Here is an 18,279-nt window from a genome sequence, read left to right as displayed (position 1 = left end):
CCGTCCCCCGATGGGAGGCACACAATGGCGCTGATGCGCTGCGTTTCGTCGTTCGCCGCTACCGTCAAAGGCCGTCCGCACGTGGTCAACGTCGGCCAACTGATCGAGGACACCGACCCGCTGTATGTGGGCCGCGAACGGCATTTCGAGACGGCCTCCGCCACCGCGGGAAACCCGCCGCGGGTGGAGCAGGCCACGGCCGCACCGGGCGAACGCCGCACGACGTCTCGCCCCCGCAAGACCAAGGGAGGCGAGACCGATGCGTGAGACCGTCTACAACAGCAGCCTCGCTCAGCAGGCGCTGACGATCGCCAGCCGTTCGAGCGCGACCACCGTCAACGGGGCCACTGTGGACCGGCACGTACTCGACAACGCGTTCCGCTCGGTGGCGTTCCACATCCATGCGGGCACCATCACCGATGGCACGCACACGTTCGCCGTTGAGGATTCCGACGACGGGTCGAGCTGGTCGGCCGCCGACACTGCCCATCTCCAGGGCAGCGCCCCGGAGCTGGACTCGACCAGCAGCGACACGGTGCACGAGGTCGGCTACGTCGGCCCGGCCCGGTACGTACGAGTGTCGGTGACCGTGGGCGGCAGCCTCACCTCCGGCGGCACCTACGGAGCGACCGCGGTGCTCACCGGTGGCCGCCGTGAGCCCGTGCTGAGGTCGTAATGGCCACCACGGACGTGCTCACCCTGGAGGAGGCGCGGCAGGCCGTCAACGTCGGTGGCACCACCCAGTTCGACGCCGAGCTTCAGGCGCGGGTGACGTCGGTGTCGCAGCGGCTGGACGAACTCGTCGGCCCGGTGGTGCAGCGCAGCATCACCGGGGAGCAGCACCACGGCGGGTGGGGCGAGGTGTTCCTGCGGTTTTACCCGGTCAGCACGGTCTCGTCGGTGACCGAGTACGACGGCACCACCGAGCGCGTGCTCACCGCGGAAACCAACACCACGAAACCCACCGACGGCTACCTCGTCGGCCGCTACGGCCCGGACCCGTCGCTGATGTCGCAGCGGATCTACCGCCGCCGCAACGGCTCCCCGGAGCGGTTCGCCGAGGGCGCGCTGAATGTGGTGGCGGACTACACCGCCGGCAGGTTCGCGGACACGGCCAGCGTGGCTGAGCGCTACAAGATCGCCGCATCGTTGATGCTGCAAAACCTCTGGCGTTCGCAGCAATCCAGCGCGGGCGAGGTCGGCGAGTTCGAGGTGCCGCAGGCGAGCTTCCCGACGTTCGCGGTGCCGCGGGCGGTGCGGGAGATGCTGCAAGGCGAGATCCAGCAACCACGGCCGAAGGTGGGCTGATGAGCACCGGAACAACGTTGCCGGAGGTCAAGCGCGCCCTGGTCGACGCGCTGTCGGCCCGGTCGGGCCTGTCGGATGTGCTGGTGACCTACGAGTACCAGCAGCGCGACGCCTCCCCCGACAGGATTTGGTTCGGCGAGGACTCCGAGACCGAGGCCGAGATCCCCACCATGCGGGCGGGCACGAAAACGGTCGACGAGACCGTGACGGTGCCGCTGGTGATCCAGGTGCTCATCACCGATGGCCGTGACGCCGAGGCCGCCGATCTGCGGGCGTCCGCGCTCATGTCGGAGGTGCAGCAGCAGCTCGCCGAGTCCCCGCGGATCATCCCCGGGGTGCAGTGGGTGGTGCTGACCAGCTGGTCGCACCACGTCGGCCCGATCGGCGACACCACCAGCCGTGGCAGTCGGTTTGACCTCTCGCTTCAGATCCGGGCGCGCCTGACCCCCTGAACCCCACAGTCCCCCGAACCCCCGCACTGGCGGGGGTTTTCGCATGTCTGGAGACACCATGCGTATCACCTATGTCGGCCAGTACCGGGCGGTGGAGGTGCCCGCGCTCGGACTCACCGCCGAGCACGGAAAGCCAATCGAGGTGCCCGACGACGCCGCTCGGCACCTGCTCCGGCAGCCCCGGAACTGGGCCGAAGCCAAACCCGAGAAGACCAAGAGCAAGACGGAGACCTCCGAGGGGAGTGATCAGTGATGGCGATCCCGAGTGGTCTCGACGCACAGCTCATGGTCGGCGAGCAGACCGACTACAGCACTCCGGCCACCGTGGACTCCGGTTTCGAGTTCCGCTCCGAGTCGCTGTCGCTGGATTCCCAGCGCATCGAGTCGAGCGCGTTCCGGCCCGGTCAGCGCGTGCTCCGGAGCAACCGGTGGCGGCAGTCGCAGAAATCCACGTCCGGTGACGTGACGATGGAGCTTGCCACGGTGTCGATGGGCACGTGGTTCAAGCACATGTTCGGCAGCGTGTCGACCTCGCAGCCGGACGCGACGAACGCGGCCAGTGTCTACGAGCACACGTTCACGCCCGGACCACTGAAGGGCAAGAACCTCACCGTCCAGGTAGGCCGCCCAGACGAGTCCGGCACAGTCCAGCCGTTCACGTATCCGGGCTGCAAGGTCAGTAGCTGGACTCTGTCCAGCGCGGTCGGTGAGTTCGCGACTCTCGCGGTGAGTCTGGTGGGCCAGGACGAGGACACCACCACGTCGCTGGAAACCGCCTCGTATCCGGCCGACATCGACCTGCTGACGTTCGTCGACGGGTCGATCACGATCGCCGGTTCCGCCGTTGACGTGCGCTCGATCAGCCTGGAGGGCACGAACGGGTTGGCGACCGATGACTACGTGCATGGTGCGCGTACTCGCCGGGAGCCGACCGAGGTCGGTACCGAGGGCAGCCAGGCGCGCACCTATACGGGCACCATCGAGAAGTATTTCGCGGACTTGACCGCGTACAACAGGTTTGTGCAGGGCACCGAGGCTGAGATGGTGCTGCTGTACGAGGGCACGACCATCGAGGGCACGTTCAACTACGCGGTCGAGGTGACCGCGAACGTAAGGTTCGATGGCACAACGCCGCAGGTCAGCGACACCAGCGTCCTCATGCAGTCCCTGCCGATCAAGGTGATCGACAACGGCACCACCTCAATTTCGGCGCTGTACCGCACCACGGATCAGACGGTGTGACATGCCTGCCCGCTACGAGATCCGGGGCACGCAGGATCTGCGGGAGGTCTCCCGGCGGCTCCGGGCCGCTGGTCAGGGCAAAGTCACGCGCCAGATGGCGAAGCGGATGCGGGAGAACTCCCAGCCCGCGGTCAACGACGCCCAGTCCAACATCCGCAGCATCAACAGCTCGGCGGGCGGCCGTGGTGGTGGTGCCCAGCGTCGCCGGGAGTACACCGTCGGCCGCTCCCGCAGCGGCTCCGAACGGGTCCGCCGGCAGGCCGCCGAGGGTCGTGGGCTGCGGGAGTCCATCGCCCGCGCCATCCGCACCCGTGTGACCACGAAACCGTCGTCGGCGAGCGTCCGAATTGAGGTCGACAGGCGGCGGCTCCCGCCGGACCAGCACAGACTTCCGTTCTACATCGACCAGGGCAGCTGGCGTCACCCGGTGTTCGGCAATGACAGCGCGTGGGTGCAGCAGCGCGTCCGGCCGGATGACTGGTGGGACTCCGCGATGGACCGGCACGGGCCACGGGTGCGCAACGGCGCCGTCGAGGTCGTCAACCAAATCAACAGGGACATTGCGAGGGGATAATGCCGAAACCGGAACTGGTGTTCCGTGTCGGCGAGTCATCATGGCGATTGAGCCTCGACGACGCGTCGATGATGGACACCATCGAACTCGAGCAAGCCATGAGCCGCTACACCAGCGAATACACGCTGATGGAAACGCGACGGCTCGCTAGTCGCGGCTCGTCGCTGGCGATTTACGGGCTGTTTTGGCTCGCGAGGCGAGTCGCCGGGGAGAACATCGCGTTCGACTCGCCAGTGATGAACGTTCGGTGGTCCGACCTCACAGTGGAGGAATACATCCCCGAGGACGCCGAGACCACCGAGGAGACGGAGCCGGACCCTACCGAGAGCGAGACGAAAAGCGCGTCTCGCTCGAAGAAGAGCTGAACCGCTACAAGTTCGCCTTTCTCCAGCTGTGGAACATGCACCCGAATGACGCCGGGCGGTTGAGCCTGCGCGATTTCTGGGCCTGCGCGCACTTGGTTGACCAGCACAAAGCCCAACAGAAAAACGGGGGTCACTGAATGCCTACGCGGGATCTCGTTTTCACTGTTCTGGGCCGCGATGAAGCCTCCCGCACGTTTGATCGTGTGGGCAAATCGATGGACAAGATGGGCCGTAGAGCCCAGATCGCGCTGGGCGGTATCGAGGCGGGTTCGGCAGCAGCGGCCACAGCCGTAGCGGGTTCGGTGGCCGCGCTCCCGGTGGCGTTCACCGCGATGGGCGCGGCGGCCGTGTCCTCGAACGAGGAGGTCCAGGACTCGTTCCGTTCGCTGTCGAGCACGATCCAGGACGGCGTCGCGGCCGATGCCGAGCCGATGGCCGACGCACTCGTCGGTGCCGCGGATCAGATCGGTGCGGCGTATCAGTCGCTGCGTCCCCAGCTCCGCGACGCGTTCGAGGCCAGCGCTCCGCACGTCGAGACGCTGACGGACGGCGTGGTTGATTTCGCCACGAACGCGATGCCCGGCATGGTCACCAGCATCGAGCGGGCACAGCCCGTGATGGACGGTCTCGCCACCGCAGCCTCCGACGCGGGCACGGGCATCGGCGAGTTCTTCGAGGTCGTGTCCACGGGCTCCGTCGAGGCCGGGCAGGGTATCGAGCACATCGGCTCACTGGTGCGCGGCACGCTGCCGGAACTCGGCGGGATCCTCACCGACCTGACGGGGCTGTGGGCTGAGCACGGCGACCAGGTCGCGGAGACCGTCACCCGGATGACGAGCGTGGTGGGCGACCTGTCCGGCGACGCGCTTCCGGTGCTGTCCAGCTCGCTCGGTGTGACGTTGGACGTGCTCGACGGCGTGCTCGCTGTGGTCGAACCCCTGTCGGGCGTGCTGGGTCCGATGGTCGGAACGTGGCTGTCCCTGGCGGCGGCCATGCGGACGGTCCGGGGCGTGCGCGGGATTTTCTCGGGCGTCGCCTCACAGATCGCGAACGTTCAGGATCGTGTCACCGACCTCTCTGGCAGGCGCGGATTCGGACGATTGAGCATCGTTTCCCGTGGCGTGATGGGACTCCTGGGCGGGCCCTGGGGGCTGGCGATCGCTGGGGCTACGGCGGCGCTGGCGGCGTTCGGTGCGAGTAGCCAGGAATCCGCGCAGGACCAGCGCGATCTCGCGGGCGCGCTTCGGGAGTCCGGCGGGGAGTTCGACGAGGCCGCGCAGCGTGCCTTGGTGCAGTCCGAGCAGTACCAGGCCGTCAAGGATTCGATCGACGACACCACTGTGTCGCAGCGGGATTACGTGTCCGCGCTGACCAATGGTGGTCCAGCGCTGGAGCAGGTCACCCAGGCTCTAGACCGGCAGATCGAGGCTGGGAAGTCTGTCACGCAGAACAACTTTCGGCGCGAGGTGTCCTACAACGCCTCGGCGCGTGCCGCTTTGAGAGCCAAGGACGCTCTCGATCCGCTGCGTAACACCGTCCAAGGCGCATCGAAGGACTTTCAGCAGGAAGCCGAAGCGGTGCAATCGACGGGTGAGCAGATGATCGGGGCGGTTCCTGGCGCGGAGCGGCTCGATCAGGCGATGCAGACCCTCAAGAACTCCACTGCTGCCACCGCCGACCGTGCGGACGCGCTGACCACAGCGTGGCGGCAGTTGTTCGGCGTCGAGCTCAGCCTGGAAGAAGCCACCGGTGAGTATCACGAGCAATTGCGTCAGCTGCGCACGTCGCTGGATTCGGCGGGCGTCGGCGCGGGGAATTGGCGCAACGAGCTGCTGACTGCCTCCGGCGCGATCGACAGGACGACTGCCCAGGGGTGGGATCTCTGGCAGAACCTTGAAGAGCAGGGCAAGGCATATCAGCGGCTGGGTCAGACTGCCTACGACACGGCGCGGCGGCAGAACAAAACGCAGGAGGAGGCCGCCGCGATCGCTCGGGAGAAGATGTCCCAGCAGCGTGCGCAGTTCCGACAGACCATGCGTTCCGCGGGGTTCACTGCCGACGAGGTGCAACGGCTGACGAACAAGTTTTTCGGCATTCCGTCCGAGGTGCTGACCGGCATTCGTACGCCGGGGTCGTGGGAGGCGATCAGCCAGGCGAACTCGGTGCGCGATGCGGTGAACAGCATCCCGGACTACCACTCGACGACGCTCACGGTCGAGCCGATCATGACGGATCTCGGGGCGTACTACCCCGGTCGGGGCACGGCGACACGTGCTCACGGCGGTGTGGTCACGTCCCGGCGGCCCACCCTCGTGGGTGAGAACGGCCCGGAGCTGCTCTACACCTCCGCCCCCGCGCAGGTGATCCCCAACCGGCACACCGAGGACATGCGCAACTCGTCGCAGCAACCCCGCGGAGCTCGGGAGCGGGCGACGGTGCACATCGAGGCCATGTACGCCACGCCGGAGCAGTCTCCGGGCGAGATCGCCCGCGAGCTGGATTGGCAGATGCGAGGGGGTGGCTGATGACGCAGGCACTGGCGGCCACCCTGCCCACCACGCACGGGCAGCTCTCGTGGCGCGACACGCTGCTCGGGGTGGACACGCTGTTCGGGCTGGTCGAGCTGGAGGGATGGATCGACCTGCCGGACATGCGCAATGGCAACAGCGCGCTGGACGGTCGGCACGGTGCCCGTCCCGGCCGGGTGCTGGCGGATCAAAGAATCGTCACCATGACGTTTTCCCTGGCGGGTGACGAGCAAGAGTTCCGCTACGCTGTGGCCGAACTCCAGCGCATCACCGCCCCATCGGAGGAACCCGCCGAGGAGCCGCTCGTGGTGACCTGGGACGGCATCACGTCGCAGGTCATGGCGCGGTGTGTCCGCCGGTCGATCCCGACCCCGGTGTCGTACCACTATGGACTGACCGAGGGTGCGATCCAGTGGGCCGCCTCGGATCCGCGCAAACTGCGGGTGCCGAGCGAGCAGCGGTTCACCGGACTCTCGCAACCCAGCGGCGAAGGGCTCATTTTCCCGCTGGGGCAGACGCTCGACTTCGGTCAGCCCGCTTCCGGCGGGTCGCTGTACATCAGCAACGACGGCGGTGCGCACGCCTGGCCGACGTTCGTGATCCGCGGCCCGGTGGCCGAGCCGCAGATCGTCAACGCCACCACCGGCGACCGGCTGGCGTTCGCCGCGGACTACTCCGTGCCGGACGACCAGTCGATCGAGATCGACACGCAGCTACGGACGGTGCGGGTGTCCGGCACGTCGGTCTCCCGAAATGCGGAGCTGTCCACGCGCCAGTGGTTTTCGATCCCGCCGGGCAGCACGCACGAGATCCAGTTCCGGGGCGGGCAGTACGAGCCCGACGCGCTCCTGACAGCCAGCTGGAACCACACCGACCTGTAGAGGAGACACTCATGGCCGAGCGGAACTCGTGGGCCGTCTACGAGGACCCCAGCGGTGTCGTCACCACCGAGGATGCCCGCATCGGGGTCGGCGCGCTGGCGACCACAACCACCACCGTGGCGAACGCCCGCAGCGGGTGGCTGCCTCACCCGTCCGAGCAGGGGCAGGTCACCGCGAGCAGCACCCCGGACGAGTTCGTCCACGTCTCGCCGCTCCAGCGGGTCACCCAATCCAGCCGCGGCAACGGGCCGTACATCCAGACCGTCGACACCCAGATCGACATCGACGTGCTCTCGACTCCAGCCGACAGCACTAACGACAGGTACGACCTGATCGTGGCCCAACAGAGTGATTTCGCCTACGGCGACAGTGATTCGCAGTTCGTCATCCGCCACGTGGTCGGCACCGCGGCCTCCTCTCCCTCGGATCCGACCGTGGACGGTTCCTCCGATTACTACGAGCTGGCACGGGTGGTGGTGCGCGCCGGGGCCACGTCGATCCAGTCCAGCGACATCACCGACCTGCGTCCCCCGGAGTCCACGGTGGCCGCCGGCGGGGTGCTGCCGGTGGCCGACGCGTCCGAGCGCGACGCCGTGGCCTCCCCGCACGACGGGATGGCGGTGTGGCGTCGGGACCGCGAGTGGATGGAGGGCTACACCGGGTCGGCGTGGCGCGCCCTGGGCGGGCCGCTGGTGGTCTCCAGCGAGTCCGACCTGTCGGCGATCTCCGCGCCGTACACGGGCCAGATGGTGCAGGCCCTCAACGAGGGCGCGGTCTACCGGTGGAACGGCTCGTCCTGGGTCGTGGTGCAGTTCGTGGCCGCAGGTCACGGGTTCGCGAGGTATCAGCAGACCACCGCGCAGACGGTGAGCTCCGGTAGCAGTACCGAGCGGATGGAGCTCGATACCGCGATGAACGAATGCCCGGAGGTGACGCAATTCGGAGTCACCGATTTTACCTTCAACGTGCCAGGTGTCTGGTGCATCGACGCGTCGGTGCGCTATGCCGGAAATAGCGGCGGCGGGGAACGCTGGGGAGCCATCGCAGACGCGCAGAATTTAGGATACACCTACGGCAACGACGCGGTGTTTCCCGGCAGCTCTCCCGGCTCGGTCGGCTGGACCGCCACCCGGCGTTTCGGCGCCGGGGACAGCGTCGCGATTCACCTGTTCCAGAATTCCGGCTCGGACATTCCCACCGAGCCCGTTTCGGAGTCCTGCACGGTCACGTTGTCTTTTGTGGGTCCCTGATGGCGGTGTGGTCCTACATCATCGCCGAACTCATCGGCGGGGAAATCCTCGCCGAACTGCCCATGCAATCCGTGAGATTCTCGCGGCGACTGAACAAAGCGGGCGATTTCCGGGCGACACTGCCATTGGATGACAGGCTCGCCGCCCGCGGGTTGGATTTCTACGATCTCACCACGCCCGCCCGGCGTGCGATCTACGTGCTGCGGGATGACCAGCCCCAATGGGGCGGTATTCTGTGGACCCGCCGCTACGATTCCGAGTCGCAGTCGATGAATCTGCAGGCCGCCGATTGGTGGTCCTATTTCGACCACCGGAAAGTTCTGCCGATCATCTCCGCCAACCCGGACACCGATGTGGTAGCCGGGTTGCAAACCGAATATCAGCAGCTCGACCAGAACGAGATCGCGAGACGGCTGGTTTCGCTCGCCCAGTCGCACACGGGCGGTGACATCGGGATCCAACTCGGCGACACCTCGTCGGCGATCACGAGGGATCGCACCTATCACGGCTACGACCTGAAAACCACGGGCGAGGCGCTGTCGCAGCTGAGCTCGGTGATCGACGGCCCCGACATCCGGTTCGACGTGGGCTCGGACTCCTCCGGCGACATCACGCGGGGACTCCTGATCGGCGAACCCGACCTCGGACAGAGCGGGAGTCCGCTGGTGTTCGAGTACGGCGGCAATCTCACCAGCTACACCTGGCCGTCGGACGGCACCGGCATGTCCACCCGCTCCTACGCGGTCGGCGACGGGCTGGAGGCCGGCACCCCGATCGCCGTGGCCGAGGACACCTCCCGCTACGCCGGGGGCTGGCCGCTGCTGGAGACCGAGACCGGATACAGCTCGGTCACCAGCTCGGACGTGCTCACCGAGCACGCCGAGGCCGACCAGCAGGCAGCGCGCCTGCCGGTGGTGCTGCCCACGCTGACGGTGCGGGGGGATCTGCCACCGCAGACCGGCACCTACGACCCCGGCGACGACGCGAGGGTCATCATCCGCGACCGGTTCCACAGCCGTGGCCTGGACACCCGGATGCGGATCGTGGACATGGACATCACCCCGGACGACGGCGGCGGCGAGACCACGGTTCTCACGATGGCCCCGCTCGTCGAGGGGCCGGACATCTACTAGGAGGCAATCATGGGTCAGGTCAACCACCCTGACGATCTGCTGACTCGGATGAAACGACTCGAATCCGAACTCGCCGAAGTCCGCAAAAAGGTCGGAGTGAATTCCGCGACCATCAATCAGGGCGGGCTCACGCTGAAAAACGACTCGTACCTGAGAATGATCGACGACAACGGCGACCAGATTCTCTATGTCGGCCCCGACGACGACGGCAGGCAGGTTATCGAGATTCGCCGCGAGGGCGGCTCGCTGCTGCTGTATACAGCCGGGAGCGAGCAGTTCGGGCGTGACTATTTCGCACTCACCGACTCTCAGGGAAACGTCATCGTCTCCGACGACGCGGCTACTGGCCTCGGTCTCGCCCGACCGTGGATACCGGTCCCGATGTATCCGCTGTTTATCAGCTCAACCGCGAACGATGTCACCGGGAAACCGATCGGATATTGGTCGCTGGACTCCTCGGAAATATCCGGCGAGCAGGAGATGTGGGAGGCCGAGGCCACGATCTCGCATCCGCAGATCTACGTCACCGGAACCTGGGGTCAGGGCAACGGCGATCCCAGCATCACGTATCGACTCACGATCGATGGGACCACGGTGGGAACATGGTCGGACAGTTCGGCGGTATCGATCTATTCTGTCGGACCGTTCGACGTGACCGACTGGATTTATGAGTGGCGTACGATCAAAATCACCGCCGAGGTCACATCGGGATCTGGAATCGTAGGGTGTCACGTCCGCGGCTGCTGGCTCCGGCAAACCTAGGGGGAACATGCCCGACGACAACGGCGGCGTGACGATCAGCGCCACGCAGATGTACACGGAATTGCAATCGGTCCACCTGAAACTCACCGAAATAGCCTCCTCGTTGGAGAACCTCACATCCCGGTTCGGTGATCACGAGACGCGTCTGCGTGAAATCGAGGGCGCGACGGTGTTGCAGAAAACCGTCGAGTCGCTGGAAACGAAACAGGAGAGCGTCGGGCAGACCGTCAACGACCACGAGTCCCGTCTCCGCACGATCGAGCGGCGCATCTGGACCGCTATCGGGATCACGATCGCGCTCTCGGCGCTGGCGTCGGGCGCAGCGGCTGCGCTGGCACGCACATTGATCGGAGGATCATGATCTACGGAATCGACGTGTCGCACTACCAGGGCTCGTTCGACATGCGCCGGGCTCGGTCGGAGGCGTTCGAGTTCGTGTTCATCAAGGCCACGGAGGGATCCGGCTTCGTCGACCCGCGGTTCCGCGAGAACCTCACGAACGCCCGCGCCGCCGGCCTCCTGGTGGCGGCCTACCACTACCAGCGCGAGGGGGTGGACGCGCACGCCCAGGCCGACCACATCGCGTCGGTGGTGCCCGCCGACTGCCCGGTGATCCTGGATGTGGAGTCCGGCGGCGGGGGCGTGTCCCTGGCGCGGGAGGTCATGAAGGCGCTACACCGGAGGGGCTACCGCACCCCGCTGCTCTACCTGCCCGAGTGGTACTGGCGCGAGCTCGGCCGCCCGGACCTGTCGGACTTCCCCCCGCTGTGGAAGTCGCGCTACCCGGACACCAACGGCGGGTACGCCAGCGAGATCTACCAGCGGGTGCCCGGGCACTTCTGGTCGGACTACGGCGGAAACGCCGTGGCCGTCCTCCAGTTCACCTCGTCGGCCACGATCGCCGGCTCGACCCCGGTGGACGCCAACGCGTACCGCAGCGACAGACACGACCTCGCCGAGCTCCTCGGCGGCAACACGACCCAGGAGGCAGACATGCGCGACGACGAACGAGCGGCCCTGTTCGGCATCCTCAAGGAGCTCACCGGCAGCGAGACCCCCGGCGAGTACCCCGGCTGGGAATCGCTGGTGAACCCCGAGAAGTCCTTCACGATGTTGGACTACGTGCGCTACATCGACCGGCACACCTACGCCGGGCGCGGACTCGATCGGGACTCCATCCGCGACGTCGTGCGCGAGGAGCTCGGGCCGAACGGCACGCTCCGGCCAACCCTCCGGGACGTGTTGGCCGAGCACGTACCGGCGAGCGTCTCCGCCGAGGCACTCCTCGACGAGCTCGCGAACAGGCTCGCGCCGGATTCCGAGTGATCTCTCTCACTCCGACGTACTCGCGGACTCCGGCCCGTCTCGACGGCCGTTTATGCACTCTCTACAAATCGCGCTAGTCGACGCTAGTAGCGGCTAGTCCGCGCTAGGAGCGACTCACCAACCCCGCACCACTAGATGTACTTACCTATAGGTATGTGCGCAGTGAATATGTTGTGTCTAGGTTGGATCGAGCGTGATCGGGTGCGATAGACTGGGCGCACCTCGCCTCACGGTGATGGTCTACAAAAAGAGCGGCGGCCGGGGAGCTCTCACCCTGCCCCGGCCGCCCGTGCTCATAGATAGGCCCCCGCGATGTAACCGCATCCGGGGGCAGACCAACCAGCGATTCGTTGAAAGGAGACCTGGTCGGTAATGACCGAGTCTACCCCGTCTCGCCAGCTTGTCCACATCCCCTTCCACGGCGACGACCTGATCGCGACCGAGCGCGACGGAAAGCCGATGGTCGCGCTCAAGCGCATCGCCGACAACCTCGGACTTGACTGGTACACGCAGCACCGCAAGCTTTCCGCTGCTCATTGGGCCTGCACCGTCAACATGACTATCCAGCTTCCGGGGGATAGCCAGTCTCGCGAAACGGCCTTCGGTGATACGCGCACGGTCTTGATGTGGCTCGCCACGATCAACCCGGCCAAGGTCGCCGACCAGGTACGTCCGAAGCTTGAGCAGTATCAGGTCGAGGTCGCCGACGTGCTGGAGCAGTACTTCACCGAGGGCGGCGCGATCAACCCGCGGGCCACCGAGGACCAACTCGCCACGATCGTCTCCCGCGCCGAGGGGCAGGCCCGCGTGCTCAGCGCCCTGTCCGGCGTGGTCGACCAGTCGTGGCTCGACGCCAAGGGCCGCCACGTGGCCGCCCGCGCTCTCGGCGAGGAACCGGAGGTCGACCCGAACGAGCGCCCGCTGACCGTGGGCGAATACCTCGAAGAGCGAGGGATAACCGGGGCTGCGCTGCGGTCGATGTCGACGATGTTCGGCACTCGACTCAAAGCCCTGTTCCGGGAGACCTACGGGGAGGAACCGGGCACCGCGGATCGTTTCGTCAACGGCGCGTTGCGTCCGGTCGCGGTGTACACCGAACGGCACCGCTTCCTGTTCGATCGCGTGTGGCAGCGCTACTACGCCGACGACCGGGCGGCGTGACCCGACCAAAGGGTACTCACCGGATGAGTACCCCCTGACCACCTCACGGAGGAATCATGCAGTCCGACGACATCGAGTCCCGCTTCACCTACCACGCCCCCACCGACGACCGGATCGAGCAGCACGAGCAGGTGCGCGCCGAGGTCCGCGAGCTCGCCCACCGGCTCAACGACACCCTGCCGGAGGGCAGGGAGAAGTCCGTCGTGATGACCAAGCTCGAAGAGGCGCTCATGTGGGCCAACGCCGCCATCGCCCGCCAGCCTGAGTAGCCCGAACCCAACCACCGGGGGCACCCACCACGGGTGCCCCTTTTTCATGTCCAAGGAGGACGCCATGCGCAACATCGTTGAGAGCAAGGTCAAGACCGGAAGTCTCGCGGCCACGGTGACCGCGTTCGTGATGACCGAAGTTCAGCCATACCTGCCGGACGCGCTCGGCGGGACGCTGGACTCGATCATCTCCACCGCCGTCACCGGTCTGGCGACGTTCGGGGCCGCTTGGCTCACCCGCCACACCCCGCGGGTCGAAGTGGAGGCCGTCGACCAGTGATCGACCCCGTGATCCCCGACCCCCGCAGGCCGCCCGAGGCGGTACCCTGCGGGTAGCTGGCACGCCGCGCCCCCGGTCTCCACGTGGAGACCGGGGGCGCATTTTCGTGTGTCAGGCACCTTGCCTGTTGAGCAGGTTCGACACCGTCCCCTGCGATACCTCGATCCGGTCAGCCAAATCGCGCTGCGAACACCACGCGTACATCGTGTTCACCAGTTCGTCCCTGCGGATCGTATCGGCCTTGAGTCGATCGACGACCTCGCCGAGTTCGTCCTCAACCTGGCGGCGCATCTCGGCACGCTGCTCGCGTAGCCAGTCGACTACACTCCGGATGACCATGCCTTCGGAAGCGGCTTCGGCCTCCAAATCGTCGGCCATCCTGTCGAGCTGCTCATCAGACGTGGCCGCAGTCAGTCCGGTACTGTGCAGCACCTCGGAAGCGCATTCGATGTAGGCGTCGCTTGCCTCGACGGTCCGCACCACTCGATCCTCGGGAATGTCTCGCTCGTCTCCGAGTTCGGCTTCGATCCGCTCGTCGGCCTCCTGGCCCTCAGGCCCGACGCTGCCGACTCGGTTTGAACCGTCCCAGTACACCGTCGAATCGTTGAGTATCGCCTGTGCGTCGTCGACGAGCTCGTCGAGGTAGGCGTTCGCGCCGTTGGGGGTCAGGGGTGCCGGAACCTCCCACCGCTGTACGAGCCCGTGCCAGTGCCGGGCGGGCATGGAACGGCCGATTTCGGGATTGACCCGGAACCAGAAGGTGCCGTCTTCGAGGTCGAGGCACAGCTCGATTGGCTGCGGCCCGGACTGGCCGGGGTACCAGGTAACCAGCTCGTCGAGGGTGCTGTTGTTGACGTACTCGGGGGTGACGGTCAGCTCGCTCATCGGTGTTACTCCCTTATGGTCGATGTTGATTAATAGTTAATCACGACAGTACCAAGAGTGCAACCCATCTGAGTAGAAATTAATCAGACCACTGTTTAGGCTGGTCAGACACGAAAAAGCTCCCCACGGGAAGCCGTAGGGAGCTGAACTTTTCCGTTGAAACCCTCTCCGCTTGCGCGGAGCCCACGATCCGCGTGCGGACCACCCCCACCGGAGTGGGGAACACGAACCTCACGGGCGTTCGTCAAACACCCAACCGGCACCCCCGCCGAGGCGGGGAAACGATCACCCTGGAGCGTCGTCAAACACTCAATCGGGCCACCCCCGCGTGAGCGGGGACCATGCTCGCAGGATGCGTACCTACGGGCCACCCCCACATCCGTGGGGAGCACTGCCCGGACAGTAGCACGACGATCACGCACGAACAAACCCCCGGCCTCAGCCGGGGGTTCGCCGCTCCGCAATCCCGCAATTGCGTCACCAGTGTAGCACGAACAGAGGTTATCTCGTCGGCTCGCGGTGTCCGGCCGGTGTCGTATGATCCGGACCATGCGCCCGTTTCCGACACCCGCCGAATACGGCAAGTGGGACGTGCTCCCGGCCGACCCGCCGGACTCCGAGCTCGACCTCACCAACGAGGACGTGAAACACGCCCTCGAACGCCGCGAGACGCTCAAGATGGACTGGCACGCGGACTGGCACTATCCGCACGGGGTGTGGCGTCCCGACACCATCGAGCAGCACCCGGAGCTGGCCGAGGCGTGGCGCAACTGGTTCCTACGCCGATCGTGGGAGGGCATCGCGTTCATCAATGGGTGCCTCGTGCGGTGGTCGCAAACGCCGCCGACGGCTTCACGGCCCACCGGCGGCGTTTCCTACAGCGTCCCGGTTAGTTCCCCGGATCACTCTGGTTCCGGCACGAGTCGCACAGCTCCCCGTCCCGATCGGCCTGCGAGCTACACATCCGGCATTTCGCCATCGTGATCACCTCCGGCCCCGATCCTCGCCCGCCTCGCTCGCGGGCGCGATCCGCCGACCGGGCGAGACGCCTATTCCCACCCGACGTTGTAGCGAGCCCACGCCCGGAGCTGGTCACCTTCGTGGGCGCCCTCGTGTCCGGCGGGCAGCACGCACGGGTTGCCCTCGGCGTCGACGTGTTCCGGGCTCGTCGTTCCGCATTCGGTGAACACTGGTTCTCCTCGATGGTTGGGAGCCGCCCGACCGGCCGGGGGGCGTTTACCGGCCGGGCGGCGACGGCCCGACACCGGACATCGGGGTCGGCAGTGCCGGGCCGTGGACTACAAGCGGTGCAGACCGGCGAGGACGCGGCGCATCAGCGCCAGGTGCGGCTCCTCGGTGACGATCAGCGAGGTACACTCGGGGTCACTCCCCGGTAGGATGGGACTACCGGGGAGGCTCCCCACATCCGGCAGCTCGCCGCGCCAGTGCGACCACCGGCCCCGACCGATCGCCGGCATCTCGCCCGTCTCGTCGGGCATCTCGATCTCCTCGCGTAACTGCGCCACGGTCAGCGCTCCTGGGCCTGCCCCGGCATGTCTCGGTCTTCGCTCCGAGTAGTGCCCCCACACGGTCAGCACCACAGCTGTGGCCGCCAGCACCACCGCCAGCACGAGCGCGGGCCACGCCTCAGGCATCGGAGCCCTCCTCCGCGAGGAGGCGCGGACCTCGAGAAGGGGCTCGGTCGGCCTGTCCCCGTAGATCAGCGGCGAGTCGCTCCATGTAGTCGGCCGCACCGGTGAGCTGCTCGGCAGTGGTCGACTGCGTGGACAGATCAAACGACAACGCGTGCAACGTCGCCCGCAGGTGCGTCACACGCAGGGCGATGTCAACGTTCGGCGGCGTCGGGTTCACTTTCCCGCCTCCCTGATCGCCGCGTCGAGCACCGCTCGCAGCTGTTTCGCCTGATCAACCGTCCACTCGGTGCGGTTGTAGACCGTCGGGGTGTCGATGCGGATCACGTTCGGCGACCACTCCGAGCGCCACACCCGCAGCGACCCTTCGCCGCCCTCGTGGCGGCATCTCGCCCGCACCCCGAAACCTGTCCAGTCGTAGTTCTGTGGCATCCGATACGCTCCTAACCACCCGTCGTGGTCGATGCGCTCCGTTGTGGACGTGTTCCATTCTTTTGGAACATGTCCGAACGCCACAATCCTCCAATTAGGTGATGGTCAGGTACCACCCGATCCGGTTTAGGATCTGGTACATGGCAGTTACCAGAGGCGGAACCCCTAAAGCTCGGGCGCTCGGGGCTGAACTGCGAGAAGCACGCGAGGCGAGTGGTCAGAGTCTCCGTGCAGTGGCACGAAAACTCGAAACCAACCACGTCAAACTCGGACGGTACGAATCAGGAAGCCAAGTACCGGCGTCCACATTCGTCGCCGTCTACCTCGCCGAATGCGGGGTGCCCGCCGCCGAACGGGACCGCATTGTCGAGATGGCCAAGGATGCCGATCAGCCCGACTGGTTGACCACCGGTCGCAACGGGTCGCGCCACGAACTGACCACGCTGATCGAGTTCGAGCGGACGGCCACCGCAATCTCCGAGGTGGCTACGGACCTTGTCCCAGGGCTGCTACAAACGTCGGCGTACGCACGGGCGCTCATGGTGGAGATGTCCGACCAGGAGCGCGAGACCCGCGTGCTGATGCGGGTCGGACGCCGAGAAGTCCTGACGGACAAGGGCACCCCGTTCGCCGCGATCATCAGCGAACGAGCGTTGTCGGAGCCGATCGGCGGTCACACAGTCATGGCCGAACAGCTTCGACACATCCTCGACATGAGCGAGCGCCCGAACGTTTCCGTACAGGTGCTGCGTGCGGGCTCTACCGTGGCGCACCCGGCGCACATGGGAGCGTTCGTGCACTTCCAGTTCCCGAAAGCCTCACCGATCGTGCACTTCGAGCACTACCAGTCGGCCACGTTCCTGCACAACCCGACCACTGCGCAGGACTACGCAGAGGCAGTTACTACCCTGCAAGAGTTGGCGATGAGCGAAGACGAGTCGAGAAAGTTCATCGCCAACCAAGCAGAGGAAATGGAGGCCACAGATGACGGTACACCACCCTGAAGGATGGCGGAAATCGAGCCGCTCCGGCCGAGTTAGCAACTGCGTCGAGGTCGGTCGCACCCCGAACGGCGCCGCCGTCCGTGACACCAAGGACCGCTCGGCCGGGTACTTCACCACCACCGGGCAGCAGTGGGCCGCGTTCATCGACGCGGTGAAGAACGAGCGGTTCGAGTAAGCCGCCGAAACAGGAGCGCCCCCGGCACGTCCGGGGGCGCTTTTTCGTGCCGTAGGGCACTGTCCACTGTGGCCGTCGCGTGGGGCAAACGTGGGACACTTCCGGCTAAACGGGGCTAAACGAGACTAAACTGCCTCACCTCACAAACCCCTTGTGACCTGCACAAAACTAACTCCCACCAATCCGCGCTAACTGACCGAGATGTCCTTCTAATCTCTAGGTCGCAGGTTCGAATCCTGCCGGGGGCGCCTAGTCTGACCTGGGAATTCACTCGACCACGTTTGCCTCGTTCGAGGTTTGTGGGATCAAACGTGGTGCGAGTGCTCGTAAAATGGAGTCGTGGCAGCAGCGACGAGGGGACGGAGACGGACCCGCGGCAGCGTCGAACGGCTTCCCAGCGGCGCGCTGCGGGTGAAGGTCTACGCCGGTTTCGACCCGGTGACCCAACGGCGGCACTACCTCACCGAGGTGGTCGCGGCGGGGCGCGATACCGAGGCCGAGGCCGAGCGGGTGCGGACCCGGCTGCTCAACCAGGTCGACGAGCGCCGCAACCCGCGCACGAACGCCACCGTCGAACAGCTGCTGGACCGCTACCTCGAA

Annotated in this window: 26 protein-coding genes and 1 pseudogene; 22 read left to right on the top strand and 5 right to left on the bottom strand. The window is 66.2% G+C overall.

Translation table 11 applies throughout. From position 1 onward, the window contains the following. Positions 1-24 precede the first annotated feature (24 nt). The 18 genes from BLQ75_RS10505 to BLQ75_RS10420 all read left to right on the top strand — a co-directional run bounded on the left by BLQ75_RS10505 (position 25) and on the right by BLQ75_RS10420 (position 13,531). Complete coding sequence (locus tag BLQ75_RS10505; protein WP_092601153.1) at positions 25-267, top strand: hypothetical protein; 243 nt, start codon at positions 25-27, stop codon at positions 265-267. Continuing rightward, entirely contained in the window at positions 260-676 is a 417-nt protein-coding gene (locus BLQ75_RS10500; protein WP_092601152.1) for a hypothetical protein, read from the top strand. The genes BLQ75_RS10505 and BLQ75_RS10500 overlap by 8 nt, the downstream gene beginning before the upstream one ends. Then, the gene (locus BLQ75_RS10495; protein WP_092601150.1) at positions 676-1,308 is read left to right on the top strand and encodes a hypothetical protein; all 633 of its coding nucleotides are present in this window, start codon (positions 676-678) and stop codon (positions 1,306-1,308) included. Before BLQ75_RS10500 ends, BLQ75_RS10495 begins: the two co-directional genes overlap by 1 nt. Continuing rightward, on the top strand, positions 1,308-1,760 hold the full coding sequence (locus tag BLQ75_RS10490) for a hypothetical protein (RefSeq protein WP_092601148.1): 453 nt from the start codon (positions 1,308-1,310) through the stop codon (positions 1,758-1,760). The genes BLQ75_RS10495 and BLQ75_RS10490 overlap by 1 nt, the downstream gene beginning before the upstream one ends. A gap of 58 nt (positions 1,761-1,818) precedes the next feature. Next, the gene (locus BLQ75_RS10485; protein ID WP_092601146.1) at positions 1,819-2,013 is read left to right on the top strand and encodes a hypothetical protein; all 195 of its coding nucleotides are present in this window, start codon (positions 1,819-1,821) and stop codon (positions 2,011-2,013) included. Continuing rightward, positions 2,013-3,002: a phage tail tube protein gene (locus BLQ75_RS10480; RefSeq protein WP_092601144.1), complete on the top strand. Its 990-nt coding sequence runs from the start codon at positions 2,013-2,015 to the stop codon at positions 3,000-3,002. The genes BLQ75_RS10485 and BLQ75_RS10480 overlap by 1 nt, the downstream gene beginning before the upstream one ends. 1 nt (position 3,003) lies before the next feature. Beyond that, a complete protein-coding gene (locus BLQ75_RS10475) occupies positions 3,004-3,576 on the top strand; it encodes a hypothetical protein (protein WP_092601142.1) in 573 nt (190 codons plus the stop codon). A gap of 47 nt (positions 3,577-3,623) precedes the next feature. Next, positions 3,624-3,941: a hypothetical protein gene (locus BLQ75_RS10470; protein WP_170837427.1), complete on the top strand. Its 318-nt coding sequence runs from the start codon at positions 3,624-3,626 to the stop codon at positions 3,939-3,941. 203 nt (positions 3,942-4,144) lie between these two features. Continuing rightward, complete coding sequence (locus BLQ75_RS10465) at positions 4,145-6,466, top strand: hypothetical protein (RefSeq protein ID WP_139182948.1); 2,322 nt, start codon at positions 4,145-4,147, stop codon at positions 6,464-6,466. After that, positions 6,466-7,350, top strand: a complete 885-nt coding sequence (locus BLQ75_RS10460; protein WP_092601136.1) for a phage distal tail protein — start codon at positions 6,466-6,468, stop codon at positions 7,348-7,350. The genes BLQ75_RS10465 and BLQ75_RS10460 overlap by 1 nt, the downstream gene beginning before the upstream one ends. A gap of 11 nt (positions 7,351-7,361) precedes the next feature. Further along, entirely contained in the window at positions 7,362-8,600 is a 1,239-nt protein-coding gene (locus BLQ75_RS10455; RefSeq protein WP_092601134.1) for a hypothetical protein, read from the top strand. Further along, positions 8,600-9,733: a hypothetical protein gene (locus tag BLQ75_RS10450; RefSeq protein WP_092601132.1), complete on the top strand. Its 1,134-nt coding sequence runs from the start codon at positions 8,600-8,602 to the stop codon at positions 9,731-9,733. The genes BLQ75_RS10455 and BLQ75_RS10450 overlap by 1 nt, the downstream gene beginning before the upstream one ends. A gap of 9 nt (positions 9,734-9,742) precedes the next feature. Beyond that, positions 9,743-10,495, top strand: a complete 753-nt coding sequence (locus BLQ75_RS10445) for a hypothetical protein (RefSeq protein WP_092601130.1) — start codon at positions 9,743-9,745, stop codon at positions 10,493-10,495. Between the two features lie 7 nt (positions 10,496-10,502). Beyond that, positions 10,503-10,856, top strand: coding sequence for a hypothetical protein (locus tag BLQ75_RS10440; protein WP_092601128.1), 354 nt, complete (start codon positions 10,503-10,505; stop codon positions 10,854-10,856). Then, entirely contained in the window at positions 10,853-11,821 is a 969-nt protein-coding gene (locus BLQ75_RS10435) for a glycoside hydrolase family 25 protein (protein WP_092601126.1), read from the top strand. The genes BLQ75_RS10440 and BLQ75_RS10435 overlap by 4 nt, the downstream gene beginning before the upstream one ends. 372 nt (positions 11,822-12,193) lie before the next feature. Next, on the top strand, positions 12,194-12,982 hold the full coding sequence (locus BLQ75_RS10430) for a phage antirepressor N-terminal domain-containing protein (RefSeq protein WP_092601124.1): 789 nt from the start codon (positions 12,194-12,196) through the stop codon (positions 12,980-12,982). Positions 12,983-13,038: 56 nt separating this feature from the next. Further along, positions 13,039-13,251, top strand: a complete 213-nt coding sequence (locus tag BLQ75_RS10425; RefSeq protein ID WP_092601122.1) for an Acb2/Tad1 domain-containing protein — start codon at positions 13,039-13,041, stop codon at positions 13,249-13,251. A 64-nt stretch (positions 13,252-13,315) separates the two neighbouring features. Further along, entirely contained in the window at positions 13,316-13,531 is a 216-nt protein-coding gene (locus BLQ75_RS10420; protein ID WP_092601120.1) for a hypothetical protein, read from the top strand. A gap of 111 nt (positions 13,532-13,642) precedes the next feature. Here BLQ75_RS10420 and BLQ75_RS10415 read toward each other — a convergent pair whose 3' ends face one another. Further along, positions 13,643-14,416 carry a sigma-70 family RNA polymerase sigma factor gene (locus tag BLQ75_RS10415; protein ID WP_092601118.1) on the bottom strand — a complete coding sequence of 258 codons (774 nt, stop codon included), beginning with the start codon at positions 14,414-14,416 and terminating at the stop codon, positions 13,643-13,645. A 549-nt stretch (positions 14,417-14,965) separates the two neighbouring features. Here BLQ75_RS10415 and BLQ75_RS10410 point away from each other — a divergent pair. Continuing rightward, positions 14,966-15,400, top strand: coding sequence for a hypothetical protein (locus BLQ75_RS10410; protein WP_211481298.1), 435 nt, complete (start codon positions 14,966-14,968; stop codon positions 15,398-15,400). A gap of 65 nt (positions 15,401-15,465) precedes the next feature. Here the strand turns inward: BLQ75_RS10410 and BLQ75_RS23410 are convergent, their stop codons facing one another. The 4 genes from BLQ75_RS23410 to BLQ75_RS10395 form a co-directional block, all read right to left on the bottom strand. After that, positions 15,466-15,606, bottom strand: a complete 141-nt coding sequence (locus BLQ75_RS23410) for a hypothetical protein (RefSeq protein ID WP_170837426.1) — start codon at positions 15,604-15,606, stop codon at positions 15,466-15,468. 108 nt (positions 15,607-15,714) lie between these two features. Beyond that, positions 15,715-16,071 carry a hypothetical protein gene (locus BLQ75_RS24185; RefSeq protein ID WP_244515426.1) on the bottom strand — a complete coding sequence of 119 codons (357 nt, stop codon included), beginning with the start codon at positions 16,069-16,071 and terminating at the stop codon, positions 15,715-15,717. Then, complete coding sequence (locus tag BLQ75_RS10400; RefSeq protein ID WP_092601116.1) at positions 16,064-16,288, bottom strand: hypothetical protein; 225 nt, start codon at positions 16,286-16,288, stop codon at positions 16,064-16,066. Before BLQ75_RS10400 ends, BLQ75_RS24185 begins: the two co-directional genes overlap by 8 nt. Beyond that, positions 16,285-16,500, bottom strand: coding sequence for a hypothetical protein (locus BLQ75_RS10395; protein WP_092601113.1), 216 nt, complete (start codon positions 16,498-16,500; stop codon positions 16,285-16,287). Before BLQ75_RS10395 ends, BLQ75_RS10400 begins: the two co-directional genes overlap by 4 nt. A gap of 101 nt (positions 16,501-16,601) precedes the next feature. Between BLQ75_RS10395 and BLQ75_RS10390 the strand changes: the two genes are divergently transcribed. The 3 genes and pseudogenes from BLQ75_RS10390 to BLQ75_RS10380 all read left to right on the top strand — a co-directional run. Then, positions 16,602-17,504: a helix-turn-helix domain-containing protein gene (locus BLQ75_RS10390; RefSeq protein ID WP_342028298.1), complete on the top strand. Its 903-nt coding sequence runs from the start codon at positions 16,602-16,604 to the stop codon at positions 17,502-17,504. Beyond that, on the top strand, positions 17,485-17,679 hold the full coding sequence (locus tag BLQ75_RS10385; RefSeq protein ID WP_092601111.1) for a DUF397 domain-containing protein: 195 nt from the start codon (positions 17,485-17,487) through the stop codon (positions 17,677-17,679). The genes BLQ75_RS10390 and BLQ75_RS10385 overlap by 20 nt, the downstream gene beginning before the upstream one ends. Positions 17,680-18,018: 339 nt before the next feature. Next, a pseudogene (locus BLQ75_RS10380) lies at positions 18,019-18,279 on the top strand (site-specific integrase); the annotation flags it as partial.

This window comes from Actinopolyspora xinjiangensis, assembly GCF_900104475.1.
In the GTDB taxonomy this organism is placed as follows: domain Bacteria; phylum Actinomycetota; class Actinomycetes; order Mycobacteriales; family Pseudonocardiaceae; genus Actinopolyspora; species Actinopolyspora xinjiangensis.
This window is presented reverse-complemented; position numbering and strand designations above follow the sequence as displayed.

Coding starts and splice junctions, on each gene's coding strand:
- BLQ75_RS10505 (WP_092601153.1), top strand. CDS start 25: ATGGCGCTGATGCGCTGCGTTTCGTCGTTCGCCGCTACCGTCAAAGGC.
- BLQ75_RS10500 (WP_092601152.1), top strand. CDS start 260: ATGCGTGAGACCGTCTACAACAGCAGCCTCGCTCAGCAGGCGCTGACG.
- BLQ75_RS10495 (WP_092601150.1), top strand. CDS start 676: ATGGCCACCACGGACGTGCTCACCCTGGAGGAGGCGCGGCAGGCCGTC.
- BLQ75_RS10490 (WP_092601148.1), top strand. CDS start 1,308: ATGAGCACCGGAACAACGTTGCCGGAGGTCAAGCGCGCCCTGGTCGAC.
- BLQ75_RS10485 (WP_092601146.1), top strand. CDS start 1,819: ATGCGTATCACCTATGTCGGCCAGTACCGGGCGGTGGAGGTGCCCGCG.
- BLQ75_RS10480 (WP_092601144.1), top strand. CDS start 2,013: ATGGCGATCCCGAGTGGTCTCGACGCACAGCTCATGGTCGGCGAGCAG.
- BLQ75_RS10475 (WP_092601142.1), top strand. CDS start 3,004: ATGCCTGCCCGCTACGAGATCCGGGGCACGCAGGATCTGCGGGAGGTC.
- BLQ75_RS10460 (WP_092601136.1), top strand. CDS start 6,466: ATGACGCAGGCACTGGCGGCCACCCTGCCCACCACGCACGGGCAGCTC.
- BLQ75_RS10455 (WP_092601134.1), top strand. CDS start 7,362: ATGGCCGAGCGGAACTCGTGGGCCGTCTACGAGGACCCCAGCGGTGTC.
- BLQ75_RS10450 (WP_092601132.1), top strand. CDS start 8,600: ATGGCGGTGTGGTCCTACATCATCGCCGAACTCATCGGCGGGGAAATC.
- BLQ75_RS10445 (WP_092601130.1), top strand. CDS start 9,743: ATGGGTCAGGTCAACCACCCTGACGATCTGCTGACTCGGATGAAACGA.
- BLQ75_RS10440 (WP_092601128.1), top strand. CDS start 10,503: ATGCCCGACGACAACGGCGGCGTGACGATCAGCGCCACGCAGATGTAC.
- BLQ75_RS10435 (WP_092601126.1), top strand. CDS start 10,853: ATGATCTACGGAATCGACGTGTCGCACTACCAGGGCTCGTTCGACATG.
- BLQ75_RS10430 (WP_092601124.1), top strand. CDS start 12,194: ATGACCGAGTCTACCCCGTCTCGCCAGCTTGTCCACATCCCCTTCCAC.
- BLQ75_RS10425 (WP_092601122.1), top strand. CDS start 13,039: ATGCAGTCCGACGACATCGAGTCCCGCTTCACCTACCACGCCCCCACC.
- BLQ75_RS10420 (WP_092601120.1), top strand. CDS start 13,316: ATGCGCAACATCGTTGAGAGCAAGGTCAAGACCGGAAGTCTCGCGGCC.
- BLQ75_RS10415 (WP_092601118.1), bottom strand. CDS start 14,416: ATGAGCGAGCTGACCGTCACCCCCGAGTACGTCAACAACAGCACCCTC.
- BLQ75_RS10410 (WP_211481298.1), top strand. CDS start 14,966: ATGCGCCCGTTTCCGACACCCGCCGAATACGGCAAGTGGGACGTGCTC.
- BLQ75_RS24185 (WP_244515426.1), bottom strand. CDS start 16,071: ATGCCTGAGGCGTGGCCCGCGCTCGTGCTGGCGGTGGTGCTGGCGGCC.
- BLQ75_RS10395 (WP_092601113.1), bottom strand. CDS start 16,500: ATGCCACAGAACTACGACTGGACAGGTTTCGGGGTGCGGGCGAGATGC.
- BLQ75_RS10390 (WP_342028298.1), top strand. CDS start 16,602: ATGGTCAGGTACCACCCGATCCGGTTTAGGATCTGGTACATGGCAGTT.
- BLQ75_RS10385 (WP_092601111.1), top strand. CDS start 17,485: ATGACGGTACACCACCCTGAAGGATGGCGGAAATCGAGCCGCTCCGGC.